Origin of the sequence: Pontiella sulfatireligans (genome assembly GCF_900890705.1) — a bacterium.
Taxonomy (GTDB): Bacteria; Verrucomicrobiota; Kiritimatiellia; order Kiritimatiellales; family Pontiellaceae; genus Pontiella; species Pontiella sulfatireligans.
Window position 1 is genome coordinate 2,120,088 of the sequence record NZ_CAAHFH010000002.1, and the last position, 20,311, is coordinate 2,140,398.

The window sequence follows — 20,311 nt, forward strand, 5'->3', positions numbered from 1 at the left end:
CATTGCATGTCGATTTCCTGCCGGGGAACAAGATGGATAATTCGGATCTTAATTCCGAAATAACCATGTTATATTCTGGACATTAAATGATGGTGGGGCATTGTTTCGTCATGATAACTCGACAGGAAGAGCTGAGGATTAGGGATAGTTTGAGCGATTTTCCGGCGGTTGGAATTCTTGGGCCGCGCCAGGTGGGTAAGACTACATTGGCCAAACAGTTGGAAACTGTATTTCCCGAGAGCGTTTATTTTGACTTCGAAAACCCCGATGTCCTGGCTCGCATGTCGAATCCTACACTTTTCCTCAGACCTCTTCAGGATCGCTTGGTGGTTTTGGATGAAGTTCAGCGGGCGCCGGAATTATTCCCGGTTCTTCGTTCGTTGATTGATGAAAACCGAATTTCAGGGCGGTTCCTCCTTTTGGGATCGGCATCTCCTGACCTTTTGAAGCAGTCATCCGAGTCGCTCGCGGGTCGGGTTAGGTATCATGAGTTGCAGCCGTTTAACCTGTTTGAACTGTCGGGGAGCGTTTCGGAGGATAGGCTTTGGTTGCGAGGAGGATTTCCCTCATCAGTACTGGCTCATAGCGATTCGAAATCAATGGATTGGCTCGAGATGTTTATCCGCACCTTTCTGGAGCGGGATCTAAATGAACTGAATTTTTCGTTGCCGTCTGTTCAGCTTCGGCGTTTTTGGACGATGCTCGCGCATTCTCAGGGGCAGCAGTTCAATGCGAGCCGTTTTGCATTATCTTTGGGGGTTACGGATAAAACGGTACGCCGTTGGTTGGATGTCTTTACAGACACCTTCATGGTTCGACAACTCCAGCCATGGCTTCCAAACATTGGAAAGAGGCTGATGAAAATGCCCAAAACATATGTTTCGGATAGCGGATTGGTTCATCGCCTTCTCGGGATCGACACGCAGGATCAACTCCTTTCACATCCCGTTTGCGGACATTCGTGGGAAGGGTTTGTTATTCAACAAGTTGCTGCAATGATGCCGTTTCGAACGGAGCTGTACCATTACCGCACGCGAAGCGGCGCGGAGATTGATCTGTTGTTGAAATTGCCTGGCCGCAGTCAGCTTACGGCCATTGAAATTAAACGTTCGCTGTCACCGAAGCTGGCGCGTGGCTTTTGGAACGCGATGGAGGATACAGAGTGTGATCGTGCATTCGTTATCTATCCGGGCAACGATTCATGGCCGATTGCAGAGAATGTCAACACGCTGCCGATTACAATGCTGCCGACTATTTTTGAGTGATGCCGGAACGCCTCGCGTGGTTCAAATTCTCTCCAACTGCGGCAGGCTGGCCGCTGCAACGGCCTGACCGACGCGACGGCTTTGTTCGTCGGGCACATGAAGTTCGATTTCTTGAGCAAGTTCAGGGAAGACCGTATCCAGGATTTCCTGGGTTTTTTCAATGATCACTTCGCCGCCCCGTCCGGAAGTGACGCGCCCAAGGATCAGCACATTCTTGAAGTCGTACAACTCTTTGTAGTGGGGCAGGGCATAGCCGAGATAGATGCCGATAGTGGTGAAGATGTCCAGTGCGGCGGGATCGCCCGCGTTCGCCTTCGCCTGGACGGCTTTGAGCCGTTCTGGGAAGGGCATTTCGTCGGGGAAGTCGAATCCGGCTTCGGGGGCGAGTTTGGCGACGGCCTGCTGGGAAAAATACTGCGCGCCGCAACCGATGTCGTCGGCTACAGGATCAATCGCTGCGTCGGGGTTGAAATCAACGGGGACATAGGCGAGCTCGTTGTAGTTCCCGGTGAAGAGCGAGTCGCTGTTGATAAAGCCGGAGGCTTCGCTGGAACCCATGGCAATGCCCAGCAGGGAACTCTTCTTTAGCGACATGGCTCCGGCAAGTGCGGTGACTTCTCCATCGTTCAGCACTTCGAACGGGACATTCCATTCCTTTTGCAGGTTTAGGAAGATGGGGCGGATGCGCTGGTTGAATTTTTCGGAGGGAATGTTGCGGAAGAGCGAGGCATATTTGGCCATGTTCCCGACATACGCACCAGCCGCGCTTCCTCCGATGGAGTCGACGCGGGGTAGATGTTCGGCGGCGAGTTTGAGGCCGTCGCCAATGTGCTTGTAGTAGTATTCCGGGTCGGTCTGAATGCTGGGGTTCCACGGGATCTCGGTGGTGAAGACAGCTTCTCCATCAATGACAGCGGAGAGCTTGTAGTCGCTGGCGCCGAGATCGAACCCAATGCGGCACCCATCGAGAAACCCGCCGATGGGGATGCTCTGTTCCTTGGCGTCCGGCACGTCGCATGCATCGACGATCCGGATGTCGAAGCCGTTGTCGTATATGACATCCATGCGGTTGGTGTCGTATGCCCGTGCACCGTTGGCGGAATAGATTTCGCGGATGGCGCTGCAGACTTGTGCCGGACCGCTCAGATAGAGGACGGATCCGCCGCGGGCCCAGAGCAGGGATTTAATCTGCCGCTCAACATAGCGGATGGTGTCGGCGTCGTGTTCAGAGCCGGGGTTGAAAATCTGAAGATCAACCCGCGCCACGCACCCGTCGGTGCGCTCCAGGGCCATGTGCATAGGGCTGGAATTATCCGCCTGCGCCACCGCGTTGCGGTAGTTGCGGTTTCCGAGGATGGCGGGGCAGAAGCTTTTGTCCAGCGGCGGTTTGGTTGCGGGTGTGATTTCCAATAGCGATTTTGTCATGTCTCAACTCCAGAGATTATTGGGCAATCCAAATGGGGCTGCTCCATGCCCACTGTTTGTTATACTGCTCGACCCGCAGGCGGTAGACATCCATGCCGTTCGGCAGCGGCTGCTTTGCAGGTGCATCTTCGATCTGGGTTTCGAATTCGTACGATTCCGGCAGGGCGGCGACGATGCGGTAGGCCGGGGTGCCGTAGCCGCCGATGTAGCCGCTTCGGGCTCCGGCAACCACCTCGCGCAGGGTGTGCTTGAAGGTTGTGCCGTTGAGCGTCAGCTCGATTACGGCATCCGCAGGCATTTCGACTTCGAGCGAAAAGCCTTGGTTTGAGTTGGTGACCGGGGTGGGGTTTCCGACGGTTTTGCTCTTGAACTGGATGGATTGTTCGCCGTCCTGCTTCCATTCGGAAAAGCGGAAGTCGTCTTCGTGGTCGGTGGGCGAAACCACCTCGGAACCCTTAAAGCGTGGCTCGGCTTTCAGAATGCGGCCATCATGCAATTTGATGGAGGCATCCCAAAGCACGGTCTTGCCCCGCGAACCCCAGCCGACTTCCAGCCCGATCTTGGCGCGAACTGTTCCTGTGCCTTCGGCGATCTCGGTGGTTTTCGGCACGAAGAAGTGCTGCAGCACCTCTTCGTTTTTCAGCAGCTCGACCGTGCGGATGGCACCGCCGGCCTTGACGCTGAACTGTATGTTGCGTTTGGCGTTCGGTTCTTCGATGACATCGCCCATGAATGCGTCGTTGAGTGCGAAGTCGATTTCGACGTTGTCGCCGGTCAGCGCAACAGTGCGCCGCTGGAGGATGGCGTCCCAGATGGCGGTGCGGGTCAGCTCTTCGGCGCGGACGGAGAGGCGGCCGTGGCCGTGGCTTCCGGGGTGCGCGCTGTGGTGGTCGGTGGAGGCCATGCAGCCAACGATGCGGCCAAGTTTGAGGCCGGCGCTGTAGGTGCTGTCGTGGTCGCACGGCCCCATGGAGTGCAGGTAGGGGTAGGCGGTGTCGTCGCTCTCGCTGCAGGCGTGCATGGAGAAGAGTTCGACGACCGGGCTGAGGGGATGGTCTTTGTGCTCTTTCCAGTTGATGCCGCGGAAACCCTGCTTGTAGCCGATGTGGTGGGTGAAGGTCATGCAGGCGATGCCTTGCTCGTTAAGCTTGGCCAGTTCGTCGCGCAATTCGGGCACGGTTTGGGTTTTGAGGATGCTTCCTTTGCCGTCGCGGTACATGACCGTCTGGTCGCCCGAGTGGCAGGAGTGCTGTTCGTAACCGAGGAAGGAAACGAACCTGCCGTCTTCGTTGGCCTTGTCGGTTACGTCGACAAAGTGGTCCCAGCAGTTTTCGAGTTTCTTGAAGCCATCTTCGTGGTATTTGATCCGGCGCTCCATGCCGGCCTGTTGGCGAGGCATGTCGGGCCACAGGGCGTGGCCGGTGACGGAAAGAAAGTCCAGTTGCATCTTGGCGTTGGCGATGGAGTCCTCGACCGGGCCGTGGCCGTAGCTCGCGCCGCAATGGTTGTGGATGTCGCCATAGTAGGTGTTTAGTTTTTCATTCTTTTTCATTAATAAAGCTCCATTGCTTTGAATTGGCGACAACCTGAATGAAAAAGATGCACTCTGCACGCAAAACGCAGGTTTATCCGTAAAGCACCCATGGTTTACGGTTTAACTTTAGATTGCCTTTTGCCGGTGCTAGCATTCATCCACATTGTCTGCAAACGACCGGAAACTGGAGAAACGGGAATGGGATCGAGTTTGGATTTAATTATTGTGGGTGTCTACATGGCGGTGCTGGTGCTCATCGGCATTGCGTTCGGCAAGTTGGTTAAAACGGGCGGCGACTATTTTAAGGCTGGCGCCAAGGGCAGTTGGTGGATGGTCGGTTCTAGCATGTTCATGAGCGGCATCAGCGCCTACACCTTCGTTGGCAACGCCGCCGGCATCTATAAGGCGGGCTGGAGTCCATTTGCCATCTACCTCGCTAACGTGAGCGGGTTCATCCTGGCCGCTGTCTTTCTCGGGGCTTGGTATCGACAGATGCGAGTGGTCACCTATGCAGAAGTCATTAAGCAGCGCTTTGGCAAAACGTCGGAACAGATTGTTGCCCACTTGCTCGTGCTTAACGGATTTATGTGGGCGGGCATCGGCCTCTACACCTTGGCCGTATTCATCACGCCGCTGGTGCCGGGCGTTCCCGTGCAGGGGCTCATCATCGGAGTGGGCATGGTTGTTGTGGTCTACTGCACTGTTGGCGGCAACTGGGCGGTAATGGCGAACGACTTTGTTCAAGGTCTTGTGCTGATTATCGTCACCATCATTGTCACGGTGCTGTGCTTCATGAATGCGGGCGGAATTGGTGAGTTTTTCAGCGCGATCAAATCGTCATCGGCTGCGAGTGATTTGAAAATGATCACGCCGATCCCTGATGGCCAGACGTTCTGGTCGGCAAAATATGGCCTGACTTGGTTCATGGTTGCGTTCGTTGTGCAGTTTTTCAACCAGTCGAGCCTGTTCCAAGGGGTGCGCTATTTTTCGGCCAAGGATGGGCGCGAGGCGCGAAAGGCCTCCATCTTTGCAGGGGTGATGATGCTAATGGGATTGGTTGTGTTTTTCGTGCCGCCGATCTATGCGCGCATCTTTCTCGAATCAGAAGTGATGGCTATGCATGAACTCCCGGCCAAGGCGGTGGAATATTCGTATTCCGTCACCAGTTTCCAGCTGCTGCCCAAAGGGACATTCAGCATTATGATTGTGGCCATCTTTGCCGCCGCCATTAGTTCGCTCGACACCGGCCTTAACCGCAACGCGGCGCTGATTATCCGCGATCTCTTGCCGGCACACCGCAAACTGCTGAAGATGAAGCCGATAAACCCTGACCGCGAATTGGTGCTCGGCAAAATCACCACTGTTATTGCGGGTGGTGTCGTGATCGGAGTTGCGCTGATCTATTCGACGATCGAAAGCGCCTCGATCTTTGATGTGATGCTGATGGTTGTGGCGCAGCTGATCGCCCCGCAGGTGACGCCGCTGGTGCTCTTTCTGTTCATTCGCAAGGTGCCGCGCTGGGCGATTCTTTCATCGCTGGCCGGCGGTTATATTCCATCATTGGTGTTTTGGGCCATCTCGGCCAACACCGACCTCGTTTTTTCCTACCAGCAAAAGGGATTGTGCGTTTTCATTGGCGGCGTCGTTGGCTTCCTGATTGCCCGGCTGTTCTGGAACCGTGTCAGCGATGAAGAACGCGAAGCCACGAAGACGTTTTATGAGCGCATGGAGAAGCCCATTGATTTCGAAAGCGAAGTCGGCTCAAACAGCGATGCTTTCCAGCTCATCATGATTGGCCGCTTCGCCTTGCTGCTTGGTGGACTCTTCCTGTTGCTGCTCTTCCCGGTCCACACGGTAGCGGGGCGGTGGGTAATCCTCACTATTTCCGGGTTTGTCGGCGGCATCGGTCTGTTGATGCTGCTCGCTGGAAAACGAATTCAAAAGAAGGAATCTTAGAATGGACTATGTTGCCCAACTTAAAACCCTCACGAAGAAGAACGATTTTTTCATCGGCTTCGATAGCGACGGCTGTGCGTTCGATACCATGGAGCTCAAGCACAAGGAATGCTTTTGTCCAGCCATGATAAAGCACATGCGTTGCCAGCCCGTCAGCAAGGCCGCCCGCGAAGTGTGGGACTTCGTCAATCTCTACAGCAAGACCCGCGGTTGCAACCGATTCCTGGCCATCCAATACTTCCGCGACCTGCTCAAAGAACGCAAAGATGTAAAGGCGCGCGGTTTCCAGCCTCTGGAACTCAAGGAACTCGATGCATGGATAGCGCGCGAAACCCAGCTCGGGAATCCTGCGCTCGAAGCCGAGGTGGTTGAAAACGGAAACGAAGACCTGCACATCATGCTCGACTGGAGCAAAGAGGTTAACGCCCGTGTCGAGGACATGGTTTTCGGTATGACCCCGTTCCCTGGCGTAATGGAAGTCCTCAAGGAGGGGAAGAGCAAGGCCGACATGATTGTCGTGTCCCAAACCCCGCTCGAAGCGCTTGAACGGGAATGGGAAGAAAACAATATGACGCCCTATGTTTCGCTCATTGCAGGGCAGGAGCATGGCACCAAGGCCGAACACATTCAATTTGCCACCGAGGGCAAGGGATACGGAAAGGACCGCGTCCTCATGGTGGGCGATGCTCCAGGCGATCAAAAGGCCGCCGAAGCCAACGACGCGCTTTACTATCCCATCATTCCCGGCAAGGAGGAAACGTCTTGGCAGCGCCTGCTCACCGAAGGACTCGGAAAGTTCTTTGCCGGCACCTTTGCCGGCGACTACCAGCAGCAACTCCTCGCCGAGTTCGATGCCGCTCTTCCGGCCGAACCTCATTGGGACTAATATGAAGATTTAAGGAGGCGAGTAGACTGTATGCCATATTCAAAAATAAATCCGAACGACATGATTCTGCGGGACCATCTCGCATACGACCGAACCGTGTTGGCCAATGAGCGTACGTTGCTCTCATATGCACGTACCGCCATTGCGTTGTCCGCTGCGGGTGGCACGCTCGTAAAAATTTTCCCGAACGAACAGGCGCTGGTCATTTTGGGCTTTATTCTCCTGTCACTAGGGGGGGCGGTTGCCCTTGCCGGCACATGGCGTTTTGGAGCCGTAAGAAAGAGACTGCTCCAGGTGTATGCTGAACTCGAAGAATGATGCCCTCCGGAAATCTCTCAACTAAGAGGGTGGGTCACGAGCAAAGGCAGTTCATCTGCGGGGGAGCTCGTTAGCCCTCTATGCCGGTAAAATAGGCTCTATCCTAGTAGTAGAATTTCCCCTCTAATTAACTCAAAATTGTTCGCATCCATTCTGGCCTTTGACCAGTGTTTCACAGCCGGCGGTTTTGAAAACGGCCTTGATTTCTTTGGACAAGGCGCTTCCAATGTCGCGGCCATAAAGAGAAACAAGTTCCGGAAGGATGAATGCATGGGCCTTTAGCTTCGATTCGAGTTCCTGTCTAAGCTGGGGCAGCAATGGGATATAGACGGGCTTCCCAGAACGCCGAGCGGTCTTTTTGGGGACAACTGAAAGCGTCCCATCTTCAAAATCAATGTTCTGCCATTCGAGTTTAACGCAATCCACCAGCCGCTGGCCGGTATAGAGGAGAATCATGAACAGGGCGTGATAGTCACCTTTTGCCACGGCAAAGACCGATTCAAGTTCTTTGGCGGTTGCGAGGCCTTTTTTTGTCATGCAGCCCAAATCGCCGTAAAAAAGGCTCGCACGGATAGGGCAATGCAGGTAGGTATTCCCGCTCAACGGTTGGAGGAGAGGTCGCCGGAGAAAAAGTATGCTGAATGAAATCATGGATGTACTGACGTCGCGCTTTGAGATGACGCCCGAAAAAATGCAGGCGTTTTTAAACCAGCTGGACGAAGCGGGCCGCGTGCGGCTTGGGCAGTCGCGTTGCAACGGCGCCTGCTTGACTTGTTCCACCTGTACGGTTTCTTCATCCGGCGATGTGCTGGAGATGGTTCTCGAGGTGGATCCGACGGCCATCGTTATTCTAAAGAGATCCGAACGCAGAAAAACTAGTCTGGCCAGACAAGGGGCATTGATTAATGGATAACCAGCCGAACAATCCGCTGCATGGAATTACACTCGAAAAGCTGCTGACGCAGTTGGTGGACTATTATGGCTGGGACGAGCTGGGGCGGCAGGTTGACATCCGCTGCTTCAACTGGGAGCCGAGCATTAAATCGAGCCTCAAGTTTCTGCGCAAGACGCCGTGGGCGCGCGAGAAGGTGGAAGCGCTCTATATGCTGACGGATTTCGAGGAGCAGCCTTGATGCGGCTGTGGAGCGCTTTTCTGGCGGTTTCTATTGTGCTGGCCGTTCAGGGATGCTGCAAAGCAAGCCGAAGCTGCAGATCCAAGGTGGCGGCTTTCGCAATCTAACGGACTATGAGATCCGCGATGCGGAGCTTTGGGTAGAGGCGACGGGGGCGACGGCGTCCTGCAGCTATATTTCTCCGCAAGGGTTCTTCGGGACGACCTTTCCTTTGCGCAGCTGCCAGCAGCTTCCCGTTGTGGTGACGTGGATCTATCGCGGGAAGCCCTGCAAGTCCGGACCATTTGTATTTCCAATGCTGGAACCGGTCCCTGATGAGCCCGTTCTGGCAGTAGTGCGTTTCCATGCAGACGGGACGACCACAGCGGAATTCATTCCGGTATCCAAAATTCCGCCGCGTTATTTGCGCTGAACAGCCTAATCCTTGAAGAGTTCATCGTACTGGTTGGCCCAGTAGGAGATCAGCAGGTCGGCGCCGGCGCGCACGAGCGCCGCGGTGGATTCCTGCACCATGCCCTTGAGGTCGCCCCAGCCGCGGTCGGCCGTGGCGTGGAGCATGGCATATTCGCCGCTGACGTTGTAGGCCGCAATCGGCAGATCGGTGGAGGCGCGCATTTCGGCGAGCACGTCCAGATAGAACAGCGCCGGCTTGACCATCAGCATGTCGGCGCCTTCGGCTTCGTCGAGTTCTGATTCCCGCAGCGCCGTGCGTAGATCGCGGTAGGAGGCTTGGTAGCCTTTGCGATCGCCTTTGCCGGGCTGCGATTTTTCGGCATCGCGGAACGGGCCGTACATGGCCGAGGCAAATTTGGTGGAATAGCTCATTAGAATGGTATCGGTCAGGCCGGCTTCGTCCAGCCCGTCGCGGATCGCGAGCACCTGGCCGTCCATCATCGAGCTCGGCGCCACGATGTCAGCGCCGGCGCCGGCGTGCGAAACGGCGATTTTGGCGAGGTTTACGAGTGCGGCGTCGTTATCGACGTTGCCGCTGTCGGTCAGCGGGCCGCAGTGGCCGTGTTCGGTGTAGGCGCAGACGCAGGCGTCGGCCGCCACAACGAGATCCGGAAACTTGCCTTTCACCGCGCGGATGGCGCGCTGTACGGTTCCGTTTTCGTTGTAGGCTTCCGTTCCTTGGAAATCCTTTTGCGACTCGTCGGCGAGGCCGAACAGCAACACGCTGCCGACGCCGGAGTCGACAACCGGTTCCAGATCAATCAGCAGCTGGTCAACGCTCAGGCGCGACTGGCCGGGCATCGAGTCGATCGGCTCGCGCTGGCCTTCACCATTAATCACGAACGTTGGCCACATGAATTTTTCGGGGCCGGGCAGGGGGGCGTCGAGCATTTTACGGATCCCCGCGCTTTGGCGCAGGCGTCTGAGTCTGATTTCCGGGAACATGGGCTTCTCCACTGTTTAAACGAGCAGAGAGCTTACGGGATGCGCACCCGCGATGTCCAATCGAATGTCTGCGCGGCACACCGAGTTACTGGCTTTCGACTCTAAACATGCTTTGAGTGACGGTGTTGAGGTCGAGCTGGATTGAAAATTCAACGGTCGCATTCGTGGGCGGGAAAGATTGGATGAACGTCCAAGGATTGGTTTGCAGCAACGAGTCCGCACCGTAAAGGTTGTAGACTACGTTGGGCGCTGTAAACCAGCATAATTCGAGCGTGCTGCCACCGGTGACGGACTGAACGAGAGTGGCTGGTGGAATAACCTGCGCCTGCTCGCAGAGATAGCCCACGATGCATTTCGTGGCTTCAGACGCGTAGCTGTATGAAATGTAGTTGGGGCTGTCTATGGAATCGCCGTCGGAGTGGTAGTAGGGATTTTCATATTCTGGCGGGTTATTCCAGTAGTCATAATAATCACCTTCAATAAAAAGTATCGAAGGAATGCCCACATTGTGGAATGGCATATGATCGCTTCCCGTCCAACCCAACCCTTGATACGGAGCAAGGGCGGTATAGTTTGTGAGGGCTTGTTCAACGGCATCAGCGGTGGGCGAGTCATCCGTGTTCACTCGGCCGATGACAATATCCATCACGGTATTGGTGTCGTCATAGCCAATCATGTCTGCGCTGATCATGCCTTTAATGGAGGAGCGGAGAAAGACGGTTTCATTCGTTGCTAATATGCTGGTTGTTGTATGAGTTCCCACGAAATGGTCTGAGCCCTTAAAATCCTTCTCTTCACCATCGAAGGCGATGAAAATAATCGTATCTCGGAAGACATGTTCCTGAATAACCCGAGCGGCCTCAAGCATGCCGGAGACTCCGCTGGCGTTGTCGTCGGCTCCCGGACAGATGCCGGTGATGTTGGGTTGTCCGCTGTCTACGGAGTCGTAATGCGCTCCGACGATGTAGACGTTGGTTCCGCCATTGCCCCATTTAACGGCAACCACGTTGTTGCAGCCTTGGTAGGTATAGTTCGTGGGGTTTGAGGAAAAAGTTTTATTGAAGGAGAAAGGATCGAGCCAGGTGTCGTAGCCCATGGCCGTGAAGTTGGAGTGGATAAAGTCGCGCGCCAGATCGTGCTGGTAGGCGGGGACGCGCGGGCTGGCGCCATCGGTGAAGCCGCGGCTGTTGCCGTCGGCAACGAACAGGCCGGCATGAAAGTTGGAATAGCTGTTTGCCGAAACGTGCTGGGTGATTTCGGTTAGGGTTATCGCTGAACAGGGGGCCATCGCCCATAAAAGGACTCCCCAAAATAAAACTATATCCGTGTATTTCACCACTGGCTCTTATAACGGCTCCTCTGAAGAGTAAAGGAGGAATAAGTTAAAAAAGAGTTAGCTGAGAATTCGCGCGGCGGTAAAGTGCTCTGCGAGCGAGCGGATTGCGCCGGGGACGGTGGCCACGCGGGCGAGAACGTCGGGCTGGAGGTTGTGCTTTTCCAGAGCGTCGGACGTGGGCTTTCCAATTACGGTAATGTTTTTTTCGCCGAGTGCGTTAACGCCCCATTGGGCAATAAAGGATTCTACGCCGGAGGCGCTGGCAAAAAAGACGGCATCGAAGTCGGGCAGCGTTTCGTGGTCGATGCGCACGTTGTCGTAGATGATGGCGTCTTCGACCTCGGCGGCGCAGCTGCGCAGGGCGTTGGCGAGATCCGGGCCGGCTTTGTCGGAGCGGACGCGCAGGACGGTTTCGCCGGGTTGAATGATTTCGGAGGCCAAAATCTTAAGCGATTCGGCGCTGAAGGCGCCGTTGGGCTGGGCGTCCACCCGAATGCCGTAGTCGGCGAATTCGTTCGCTGTGCCGCGCCCGCAAACCATGATTTTCGGGATGGTGCGGTAGTCGGTTTTCTGATGTTCGATCAAGCTCATAAAGGCGCGCACGGAGGAGGGGGAGGAGACGGCGAGCCAGTCGAATTTTGAGCATTCCAGAGGGACATGGAAGCGGCTCTTCAGCTTGATGAGCGGAAACTGGATGGGCTGCCCTCCGAGGTCGCGGACGAGGTCGGCGGCTTTTTGCTGAATGGCTTCGGAGCAGGTGAGCAGGATTTTTTTGCCCTGAAGTGCGCCTAGATCGTTTCGGTATCCGTAGGCGGTGGTTGTGCCGACCATGATCAGCCCCGGCTGTTTGATGCAGTGTTTTTTGGCGTGAGCCGGAAGTTGGCCGAGTGTGGTTTTAAAAATCAACTCATCTTCACCGCCGGCGTTATAGATGACCGCCGCCGGAGTATCGGGCGAGCGGCCGCCTTCCAGCAGCTGCTGGGCAATGGGCTCGATGGCCCGGATCGACATGTAGTAGATGACGGGCAGGAGGTTCTTCATTTCGGCGTCGCAGCGGGCCAGCGCGCCGCCGCTTTGGCGCGGGGTGAGGGCCACAAAGCCACGCGAAACATTGCGGCGGGTGAGCAGCATGCCGGTGCCGGTGGTGGCGGCCTGGAGCGCGCTGATGCCGGGAATGACGCGGAAGGGGATGCCGAGGCTTTCGAGCGCTTCGGTTTCTTCGGCAAGCCGGCCGAAGATGCCGGGGTCGCCGCCCTTCAGGCGCACGACGCGCTTGCTTTGGCGTGCGCATTCGCAGATGAGCTTGGTGGTTTCGTGCTGCTCCTTGCTGTGGGCGCCGCAGCGTTTGCCGACATCGATGATTTGGGTGCGGGGCGGCAGTTCGTCGAGCAGGGTTTTGTCGATGAGCGAGTCGTATAGGCAGATGTCGCACTGTTTCAGGGCGCGCAGCGCGGCAACGGTGCAGAGGTCTTTGTTGCTGACGCCGGCGCCGGCAAAGGTGACGGCGTGCATGAAGAGGCTGCGCAGGGCGGCCATGCGCTCGTCGCCTTCGCGGAAGGTAACGGCGAGGTAGCCCTGGGCTTCGGGCACTTCGAGCTCTTCGAGCGGGATCCATTCGGTGATGCGCTCTTCAATGTTCAGTCGGTGCAGGGCGGCGGCGGCCATGACGACGATATCGTAGTCTCCGCTATCGACTCGGGCAATGCGCTCCTCGATGTTGCCGCGGATGTTGCGCTGGATGCCGTTGGGGAAGCGCTTGGTGCAGTATTGCTCGCGCCGTTGGGAGCTGACGCCGATGACGGGGTTGCCGGGGAGGTCGGATATTTCCCGGTCTTTGGCAAGAATCAGTGCGTCGCGCGGTTCTTCGCGCCACGGGAGCCAGAACCAGTCAATCCCGGCCGGCAGGGCGGCGGGCAGGTCTTTGGCGCTGTGCACGGCCATGTCGACGTCCCCGCGCAGCAGGACGCCGTCGAGTTCGCGGGTGAAGAAGTCGGCGGGGCTTTCGCGCAGGTCGGTCGTACGGTCGGTGTCGCCGGTGGAGGTGATCGGAACCATCTCGAAAGAGACGCCTTCGAGCATGCCTTCGATGCGGTCTAGCGCGCTGCGTGATTGCGTGAGCGCGAGGCTACTCGGCCGCGTTCCCGCTCTTAAAACTGCTGGCGATCTTTTCATAGAGATCCTGGTTGTCGGCGATGATTTTGCGGCTGCGGGACAGAATGTCATTCATGTCGGTGAGTTCGCGGCGGTACCAGTATTTCAGGCCATCGAGATCGACCACGGTGACGTCGGAGGAAAGGTCGTCTAGTTCGGGGTCGATGTTGCGCGGCATGCCGAGGTCGATGACCATGATCGGGCGCTCCTGATTGAAGAACGGGGCGTGCGCCATATGCAGGATGTGGCCAGGTGCATCGGTGGCGCTGATGATGATGTCGGCTTCGGTGATGCGGTTCTTCATATCGTTAAAAGTGCAAAGTTCAACCTTGCCGTTCCATTCCTTGGGCGTTTCCGGCTTATTGACGTGGTAGCACCAGATGACTTTTCCAACCTTTGGCAGGCTGTCGTTCACCAGCCCTTTGCCGATCACGCCGGCGCCGAGGAGCATGATGGTGGAATTCGCTAAATCCCTGCCTTGGGCTTCGAGGTAGCGCAGGGCGAGATCTTCGATTTCATAGTTGTGCAGCAACGGGGAAACCTGGTTCTTGATGAGCTTGGAAACATGCAGCGCGGAGGAGATCCATTCCTGGGTCATATTGCCGGCCCAGCCACGTTGCTTGGCGGTTTCGAGGGCTTCCTTGAGCTGCGCGGTGATATGGTTTTCGCCCGGGGTTTGCGAAAGCATGCCGGCAGTTACGAGGGAAAGGTGCTCGAAGGCTTCTTTGTCGGTTTTGAGGTAGAATTTGTCTTCCTTGAAGTTCGTGAAGCCCATGATATGCCGGAGGATGCCGTTCTTTGCCGTCTCTTCGGAGACCACGGCGATGACTTCAACCCGGTTGCAGGTGTTGAGGATCATGAACTCGTGGATGCCCCAGAGCTGCATGATCATGAAGCCGGCGCGCTCGAAGCGGTGGCCGGTCAGGTGGTAGGGCTCGCGCTCTTCGACGGACAGGCAGTTGTGGTCGGTTCCTACCACAACGAGATGCGCCTCCTCCATCATTCGCAGATGGCGCGACAGGCTGTTCTTGACCATCTTCGATTGGCGGCAGTCGTTGCCTCTCGACGAAACGGATACGGTCAGCTGGTTGTGGCGGGTTATAGCCGGGGTGGTGAAGTCGCTTTCGGCCCAGTTGCCGTCGACGCAGCAGCAGAGGATGTTTTTTTCGCGGCAGCAGTCCAGGATCTGGCGGTTGACGCCGCGGCTGTTGGTGGCGGCATAGACGATGGTGGCCCCATCCACGTCGTGGTCTTTAAACCGGCGAACGGTATGAGTGACCCGGCCGGCTTCGATCAGGTGGCCGAGTTCTTTGCACACATCGGGGCTCACCACGGCTACTTGCGATCCAGCGTCGAGCAGCAGCAGGATCTTTCTCAGGGCCACCTTGCCGCCGCCGGCCACCAGGCTGGGGCGGTCTTCCATAAAGAGGTTAATGGGGAAGCCGTTATGCGGTTGTTGGTTTTCAGTCATCATTCACCCTTCTTAAAGGGGAAGTAGATCAAAGCCGGTTTTGTTTGGCTAGGTTCTATTCCTCTGTTTCCTGCAAAAACGCGATAAGATAGGTGGTTGCGGGTTCAATGTAAAGAGCGACGGATTAAAATGGGATGAAAATGGTCGGCTATTTGGCTCCTCGCTTCACCAATGGCGCGGGAGTTTCCCGTAATGAATGGGGAAGGCCGTGCGGGCAAGAGGCTCTCTTTAGTAAAAGCTGCTAGTTTATAGGCGACAGAAGGACTTCCATTTTTGGGAAAGGGCCTCTAGAGTCGCCCATTGGACACCAGAAAGTAAATACAGGCACGCATTTTGCTACAATCTGCAGAAGTTAAAAAGGGTGAACAGCCCTTCCGGTTGTTTAGGGCTGGCTGGGCATGACAGGCTTATGGGATTTATCGTAAAGTACATTGTAGTTTTTGTGGTTAGTTTGGTGGCCGCGTGGCTGCTCGTGCCACTGGTTAAAAAGTGGGCGCCAGCCTTGGGCATGGTGGACGAGCCGGATGAGCGCCGAATTCATAAAACACCGATTCCGCGTTGCGGGGGGATTGCGGTTTTTGCGGCCACCCATATCGGCCTGCTGATCGTGTTCTTTGGCCCGTGGCCGCATCTTGCGGGCGCGACCCAGCTCAAGGAGTGGGCCCTTATTTTTATCGGCTCGCTTGCGCTGCTGCTCGTGGGTATTTTCGACGACCGCTATGACATGCGAGCTTGGTTCAAGCTGCTGGGCCAGCTGGGCGTGGCGCTGCTGATGTTTTTCGGCGGCTTCACCTTTGAAGCCTTTCTACATATTGAACTGCCGTTCATTATAAATCTGATCGCCACCCTGTTTTGGTTTGCCCTGATCATTAACGCCTTTAACTTGATCGACGGGATGGATGGCGCCTGCGGCGGTCTAGGGCTGATTGCCAGCGCGGGGCTGGCCGGGATGCTCCTGTCGCTGCATCAGCCCACCGATGCCTTGGTGCTGATTGCGCTGTCCGGCGCCTGCTTGGGTTTTCTGCGCTACAATTTTAACCCGGCTTCTGTGTTCCTTGGTGATTGCGGCAGCATGTTCATTGGTTTCATGCTGGCGGCGGTTTCGCTGAAGGCCGACGTGAAAGAGTCCATGGTGGTGGCGCTGCTGGTGCCGTTGCTGGCCGTGGGCGTTCCGGTTTTTGATGTTATCATGGCCGTGTGGCGGCGCTTGGCGCGCAAGCTCATCTCCGTCATCCACAACGATGGACTGGCCACCAAGGTTTTCGGCCCCGACCTCGACCATATCCACCACAAGCTGATGCGCAACGGCATGACGCAGCGCAAGGCCGCCATAGCGCTCTACATCACCGCAATCTTTGTGTGCGTGGTGGCTTTGGGGGCAACCGCGATGACTTCCAACCGCACAGCGTTGCTGCTGATTGGAATGATTGTCGCACTGCATTTGATTGTGCGTCAGATCGCTCAGGTTGAGCTGTGGACGACGACGCAGGTCGTGCTGCAAGGCGTGCGCCGGCCGCGCAGCCTGGTTGTGCTGCTCGTCAGCATCGGCTGGGATATCAGCAGCCTGCTGGTGGCCACCTATTTAGTGTTCGGCGTTGTTTTTGGAAAAACTTTTTCGCTCATGCACCTGGCGGTCTGCGTATTCATTCCTTTTGCCACCATTTATTTCTACAACATCTATAAAACGGTCTGGACCCGTTCGCGGATTTCGCAGCTCGTGGTGCTGCTGCTGCAGCTGATGGCTGGCGAGGTTCTTGCGTACGTGGCGCTGCTGTGGGTGGCCGGACTCTCTGCCTATGAGCTGGCGGTTTCCTTGGCGCTGCACACGCTGGTGGCCAGCATTGGAATTGTCGGCGTGCGGGCATCGCTGCGGATGGCGAGGGATCTCAACGCCTGGCTGCGCTGCTCCATCGGCTCCGACTACGATCTGAAAACCTTGATTCTCGGCGCTGGTGAAAATGCGATCCTCTATTTGCGGCAGGCCTCCTTCGAGGACCAGCAGAAAGCGCCCCGCAAGATTGTCGGGCTGGTCGATGACAATCCGGCTTTGTACAAGAAAGTGGTCTACGGTTATCCCGTTCAGGGCACCTTCAACGAGTTGGAAGAGATCATCAAGCAGCACGGCGTCAACGAGTTGATTTTCACCCACCACTACAGCGAAGAGTTGCGTGAAGGCATTCTGAAGCTGAAGCCAAAGTACGACCTCGTGATCCGCGATTTTGTCTTCGTGCTGCGCGATCTTGATCCCGACGGCGTCTGCCAGGGCATGGTTAAGCCCTACTCCGTGCATGAGCTCGACTGCAAAAACCTCTGCAACCGGATGGGCCACGGATGCGGGCAAGTGACCGGCGCCGCAGAGGCTGATCTGGCGCTAACGGACTAGTTACCGTATTGGACGGGAGCGGGCAACGAGCTTGATGAAGATCGGCGCACCCTCGAGGCCGAAGGCCGCCCGCATCTGGTTTTGCAGATAGGCCAGCCAGTTGGAGCGCGCGCAGTCCGGATTGTTGACAAACACCTTGAAATAGATCGGGTTGGTGCCCGACTGCGTCGCGTAGTACACTTTGAGTCGCTTGCCTTTGGCGACAGGCGGCGGATATTTTTCAACCGCCTGCTGAATCACCCGGTTAAGCACGCCCGTTGTAATCTCGGTGCGCGTCTGGGCGGCAACATAGTCGATGGCTTCGATGCTGCGCTTAATGTTGTAGCCGCTCTTGGCGGAAACAAACAGCACGGGGGCAAAGCCCATGAAAGGCAACGTCTCGCGCAGGACGGGCAAATACTTGGTTTGCGTGATGTCCTCTTCGGCCTCTTTGGCCAGATCCCATTTGTTGATCAGCAGAATGCAGCCCTTTTGCGCTTCAATGACCTTGGCGGCAACCTTCTTGTCGCGCGTAGTCGGGCCGGTCTCGGCATCAAGCACAATCACAACTACGTCGGCGCGTTCGATGCTCTTGTCGGTGCGCAGGTTGCTGAACCAATCGACTGCGCTCTTGCCGCGGGTGTCTTTCTGGACGCCGGCGGTGTCGATGAGCTGATAGTGGCGGGCGGTTTCGCCGCTTCCGATGGCAAAGGGGATCTCGATGCTGTCGCGCGTGGTGCCCGGCACATCGGAAACGATCACGCGCTCATCGCGCAGCAGGCGGTTGATGTAGGAAGATTTTCCTGCGTTCGGACGGCCAACGACGGCCACGCGCAACGGCTCCCTCTCGGTGGGGTTCTCTTCCTTTGGCAACAGGGGAATGAGTTCCTCCATCAGCGCATTGATCCCACGGTTGTGGACGGCGGAGACGGGGAATACGGGGAAGCCGAGCTGGTCGAAGTCGCAGCAGTCTTCCTCGCGCTCAGGGTTGTCGGCCTTGTTGGCCGCCAGAATAATGGTGCGCCCGCTTTCGTGCAGGATGCGGGCAACCTCTTCGTCGAGCGGTGCAAGACCGGCGGTGATATCGACCACGAAAATGATGAACGACGCATCGCCAATGGCGATTTCCGCCTGCATTTCGGTTCCCGCCACGATCTGGTCGGTGGCGACTTGCTTGCCGAAATGGCCGAGTCCTCCGGTGTCAAGCAGCTCGAAGCGCTCGCCATCCCAGTTGGCTTCGCAGGCGATCCGGTCGCGCGTTACGCCCTCTTCTTCATGCACGATCGACACGCGTCGGCCCACCAGCCGATTAAACAGGGCCGATTTACCTACGTTCGGGCGACCAACAATCGCCACAACTCTTTTATTCTTCGTTTCTTCCATAGCGCGGTAGGTGATACACGAAACACCCCGTCCGCGCAAAGGGAAAGGGTGTAAATATATATATATTAGAGAAGTTCTGGCAGGCGTCGCTCGAAAACGGCCTTGGCCGTGCTGTTGCCCACGAGGTAGAGCCCCAGCAGCGCCATGGCGATCCCGCCAAGATGGATGGCGCCGTGCTGGATGGATATGACGTTCACCATGCCGATGAGGAAATAGTAGACCGTGGCGGCCTTGTAGGCGGGCAGGGCATAGCGCGCCAGCCCAAAGGCCAGCAGCAGATTGACGACGGCCAGTACGGCCATGGCCAGCGGGGCGGGGAAAAACGGGATCATGATTAAGCCGGCCCCGGCTCCAACCAGATGAAACATAGCCATCAGCCGGATGCCCCGCGCGTGGAGGCGCACTCGCCGTTCGCCGGGCGATAGGTCGCCCTTGGGTTTGTTTGGGACAATGCCGCAGGCCGGGCAGTTCCCGTTTCTCGGTTCCGCCTTCATGAGGCAGTGTTTGCAACGCATTACTTTCATTGGAGTCCTGAAAAGGTGAACGGGTCGCCAAGGGGGAGGTGGCGACCCGTTCGGGTGGGGTGTTTCTAGGGGAAATGGTTTAAAGTGCGGCTAGTGCAGCTTCATAGTTGGGCTCTTCGGTGATTTCCGGAACCTGCTCGGTGTAAACCACTTTGCCGGCTGCGTCGATCACAACGACGGCGCGGGACAACAGGCCGGCGAGCGGTCCGTCGGCGATGGTTGCGCCATAGCCTGTTCCAAACTCCGGATTGCGGAATACGGAAACCGGAACCACGTCTTCAAGGCCTTCAGCGCCACAGAAGCGGCCCAGAGCGAAGGGCAGATCTGCCGAAACGCACAACACAACCGTGTTTTCCAGCGCGCCGGCTTCTTGGTTGAAGTGGCGGGCGGAGGCTGCGCATACGCCGGTGTCGATGCTCGGGAAAATGTTGAGTACAACCTTTTTGCCGGCCAGATCCGCCAGTGCACATTCCGAAAGATCGGTTTTCAGCGCTCCGAACGCGGGGGCTGCAGAACCGACAGCCGGCAGCTCGCCAACGGTGCTAACGGGATTTCCTTTTAAAGTAATTGATGCCATTTGTTCGTCCTTTTTGTTGTGAACTGCAAGCAATGTAGAGGATACGCGGATTTTATCAAGTACAAAAACCGTCCTATTTAGGAGGGTTCTTAAAACGGGCGGGAAACAGGCGTTAATTGGCAAAAAAATCAAGCACGAGCGCAATGACGCTCAAGGCGCAAATGAAGGCATAGTTGAACAGTTCCTTCGAGCAGACGATCGAGCGCAGGATGTAGACGGTGGCTTCGCGTGTTTTTGGGTCGAGCTGTTCGGCTTCGCCGATTCGTTGAATCAGGTCGTGGCGGGTTACCACGTGGTGGCGCCGCCGGCCGACGATCAGGCGGTAGCCGAAAAAGATGCAATAGCTGAACATGGCAAACCGCCACACCCACACTGCCGCCTCTGGATTGGCCCGGTTCAGCAGCATCAGCGAGCGCACGGCGATGCTGGCGGCCAGCCCGATCCATAAAAAGAGATTGATGACCCACTTGGGCAGCACCGCAAATTCGTTTCTCATGTTTCCTTTCCATTAATGAGCGCGGAAGCGTAGTGGTTTGGAATCCAAACGCAATCCCTTTAATTCGCCTGCGCGGCTTGGCGTTAAAGGGTTGAC

At 56.6% G+C, this 20,311-nt stretch carries 19 protein-coding genes; 8 read left to right on the forward strand and 11 right to left on the reverse strand.

Annotated features, from left to right (window positions below):
- Positions 1 to 149 precede the first annotated feature (149 nt).
- On the forward strand, positions 150 to 1,265 hold the full coding sequence (locus tag SCARR_RS21655; RefSeq protein WP_222846393.1) for an ATP-binding protein: 1,116 nt from the start codon (positions 150 to 152) through the stop codon (positions 1,263 to 1,265).
- 21 nt (positions 1,266 to 1,286) lie between these two features.
- Here SCARR_RS21655 and SCARR_RS21660 read toward each other — a convergent pair whose 3' ends face one another.
- On the reverse strand, positions 1,287 to 2,690 hold the full coding sequence (locus tag SCARR_RS21660) for an ROK family protein (RefSeq protein WP_136063726.1): 1,404 nt from the start codon (positions 2,688 to 2,690) through the stop codon (positions 1,287 to 1,289).
- A 16-nt stretch (positions 2,691 to 2,706) separates the two neighbouring features.
- On the reverse strand, positions 2,707 to 4,242 hold the full coding sequence (locus SCARR_RS21665; protein ID WP_136063727.1) for a hypothetical protein: 1,536 nt from the start codon (positions 4,240 to 4,242) through the stop codon (positions 2,707 to 2,709).
- 180 nt (positions 4,243 to 4,422) lie between these two features.
- On the opposite strand from SCARR_RS21665, the gene SCARR_RS21670 reads away from it, so the two are divergent.
- The 3 genes from SCARR_RS21670 to SCARR_RS21680 are packed head-to-tail and all read left to right on the forward strand — an operon-like array spanning position 4,423 to position 7,384.
- Positions 4,423 to 6,180, forward strand: a complete 1,758-nt coding sequence (locus tag SCARR_RS21670; RefSeq protein WP_168433517.1) for a sodium:solute symporter family protein — start codon at positions 4,423 to 4,425, stop codon at positions 6,178 to 6,180.
- Between the two features lies 1 nt (position 6,181).
- Entirely contained in the window at positions 6,182 to 7,066 is an 885-nt protein-coding gene (locus SCARR_RS21675; RefSeq protein ID WP_136063729.1) for an HAD family hydrolase, read from the forward strand.
- A gap of 30 nt (positions 7,067 to 7,096) precedes the next feature.
- Positions 7,097 to 7,384: a YidH family protein gene (locus tag SCARR_RS21680; RefSeq protein ID WP_136063730.1), complete on the forward strand. Its 288-nt coding sequence runs from the start codon at positions 7,097 to 7,099 to the stop codon at positions 7,382 to 7,384.
- Positions 7,385 to 7,516: 132 nt separating this feature from the next.
- Here the strand turns inward: SCARR_RS21680 and SCARR_RS28375 are convergent, their stop codons facing one another.
- Complete coding sequence (locus SCARR_RS28375; protein WP_168433518.1) at positions 7,517 to 7,921, reverse strand: tyrosine-type recombinase/integrase; 405 nt, start codon at positions 7,919 to 7,921, stop codon at positions 7,517 to 7,519.
- A gap of 97 nt (positions 7,922 to 8,018) precedes the next feature.
- On the opposite strand from SCARR_RS28375, the gene SCARR_RS28380 reads away from it, so the two are divergent.
- The 3 genes from SCARR_RS28380 to SCARR_RS21695 are packed head-to-tail and all read left to right on the forward strand — an operon-like array spanning position 8,019 to position 8,929.
- On the forward strand, positions 8,019 to 8,297 hold the full coding sequence (locus tag SCARR_RS28380) for a hypothetical protein (protein WP_168433519.1): 279 nt from the start codon (positions 8,019 to 8,021) through the stop codon (positions 8,295 to 8,297).
- Positions 8,290 to 8,517 (forward strand): VF530 family protein, encoded by a 228-nt coding sequence (locus SCARR_RS21690; RefSeq protein ID WP_136063732.1) that lies wholly within the window; start codon positions 8,290 to 8,292, stop codon positions 8,515 to 8,517. Before SCARR_RS28380 ends, SCARR_RS21690 begins: the two co-directional genes overlap by 8 nt.
- A 52-nt stretch (positions 8,518 to 8,569) precedes the next feature.
- The gene (locus SCARR_RS21695; RefSeq protein ID WP_136063733.1) at positions 8,570 to 8,929 is read left to right on the forward strand and encodes a hypothetical protein; all 360 of its coding nucleotides are present in this window, start codon (positions 8,570 to 8,572) and stop codon (positions 8,927 to 8,929) included.
- A 5-nt stretch (positions 8,930 to 8,934) separates the two neighbouring features.
- Here the strand turns inward: SCARR_RS21695 and hemB are convergent, their stop codons facing one another.
- The 4 genes from hemB to SCARR_RS21715 all read right to left on the reverse strand — a co-directional run bounded on the left by hemB (position 8,935) and on the right by SCARR_RS21715 (position 14,876).
- Entirely contained in the window at positions 8,935 to 9,915 is a 981-nt protein-coding gene (gene hemB, locus SCARR_RS21700; protein WP_136063734.1) for a porphobilinogen synthase, read from the reverse strand.
- A gap of 85 nt (positions 9,916 to 10,000) precedes the next feature.
- On the reverse strand, positions 10,001 to 11,203 hold the full coding sequence (locus tag SCARR_RS21705) for a M28 family metallopeptidase (RefSeq protein ID WP_136063735.1): 1,203 nt from the start codon (positions 11,201 to 11,203) through the stop codon (positions 10,001 to 10,003).
- Positions 11,204 to 11,308: 105 nt separating this feature from the next.
- Complete coding sequence (gene cobA, locus SCARR_RS21710; RefSeq protein ID WP_168433520.1) at positions 11,309 to 13,423, reverse strand: uroporphyrinogen-III C-methyltransferase; 2,115 nt, start codon at positions 13,421 to 13,423, stop codon at positions 11,309 to 11,311.
- Entirely contained in the window at positions 13,377 to 14,876 is a 1,500-nt protein-coding gene (locus tag SCARR_RS21715; protein WP_136063737.1) for an NAD(P)-dependent oxidoreductase, read from the reverse strand. Before SCARR_RS21715 ends, cobA begins: the two co-directional genes overlap by 47 nt.
- A 406-nt stretch (positions 14,877 to 15,282) precedes the next feature.
- Between SCARR_RS21715 and SCARR_RS21720 the strand changes: the two genes are divergently transcribed.
- Positions 15,283 to 17,256 (forward strand): hypothetical protein, encoded by a 1,974-nt coding sequence (locus tag SCARR_RS21720; protein ID WP_136063738.1) that lies wholly within the window; start codon positions 15,283 to 15,285, stop codon positions 17,254 to 17,256.
- Here SCARR_RS21720 and der read toward each other — a convergent pair whose 3' ends face one another.
- From der to SCARR_RS21740, 4 genes are all read right to left on the reverse strand, one after another.
- Positions 17,257 to 18,591: a ribosome biogenesis GTPase Der gene (gene der, locus SCARR_RS21725; protein WP_168433521.1), complete on the reverse strand. Its 1,335-nt coding sequence runs from the start codon at positions 18,589 to 18,591 to the stop codon at positions 17,257 to 17,259.
- A 92-nt stretch (positions 18,592 to 18,683) separates the two neighbouring features.
- Positions 18,684 to 19,142, reverse strand: a complete 459-nt coding sequence (locus SCARR_RS21730) for a hypothetical protein (protein WP_136063740.1) — start codon at positions 19,140 to 19,142, stop codon at positions 18,684 to 18,686.
- A 79-nt stretch (positions 19,143 to 19,221) separates the two neighbouring features.
- Positions 19,222 to 19,719 carry a thiol peroxidase gene (gene tpx / locus SCARR_RS21735; protein WP_136063741.1) on the reverse strand — a complete coding sequence of 166 codons (498 nt, stop codon included), beginning with the start codon at positions 19,717 to 19,719 and terminating at the stop codon, positions 19,222 to 19,224.
- 112 nt (positions 19,720 to 19,831) lie between these two features.
- Positions 19,832 to 20,215 carry a hypothetical protein gene (locus SCARR_RS21740; RefSeq protein ID WP_136063742.1) on the reverse strand — a complete coding sequence of 128 codons (384 nt, stop codon included), beginning with the start codon at positions 20,213 to 20,215 and terminating at the stop codon, positions 19,832 to 19,834.
- Positions 20,216 to 20,311: the final 96 nt, after the last annotated feature.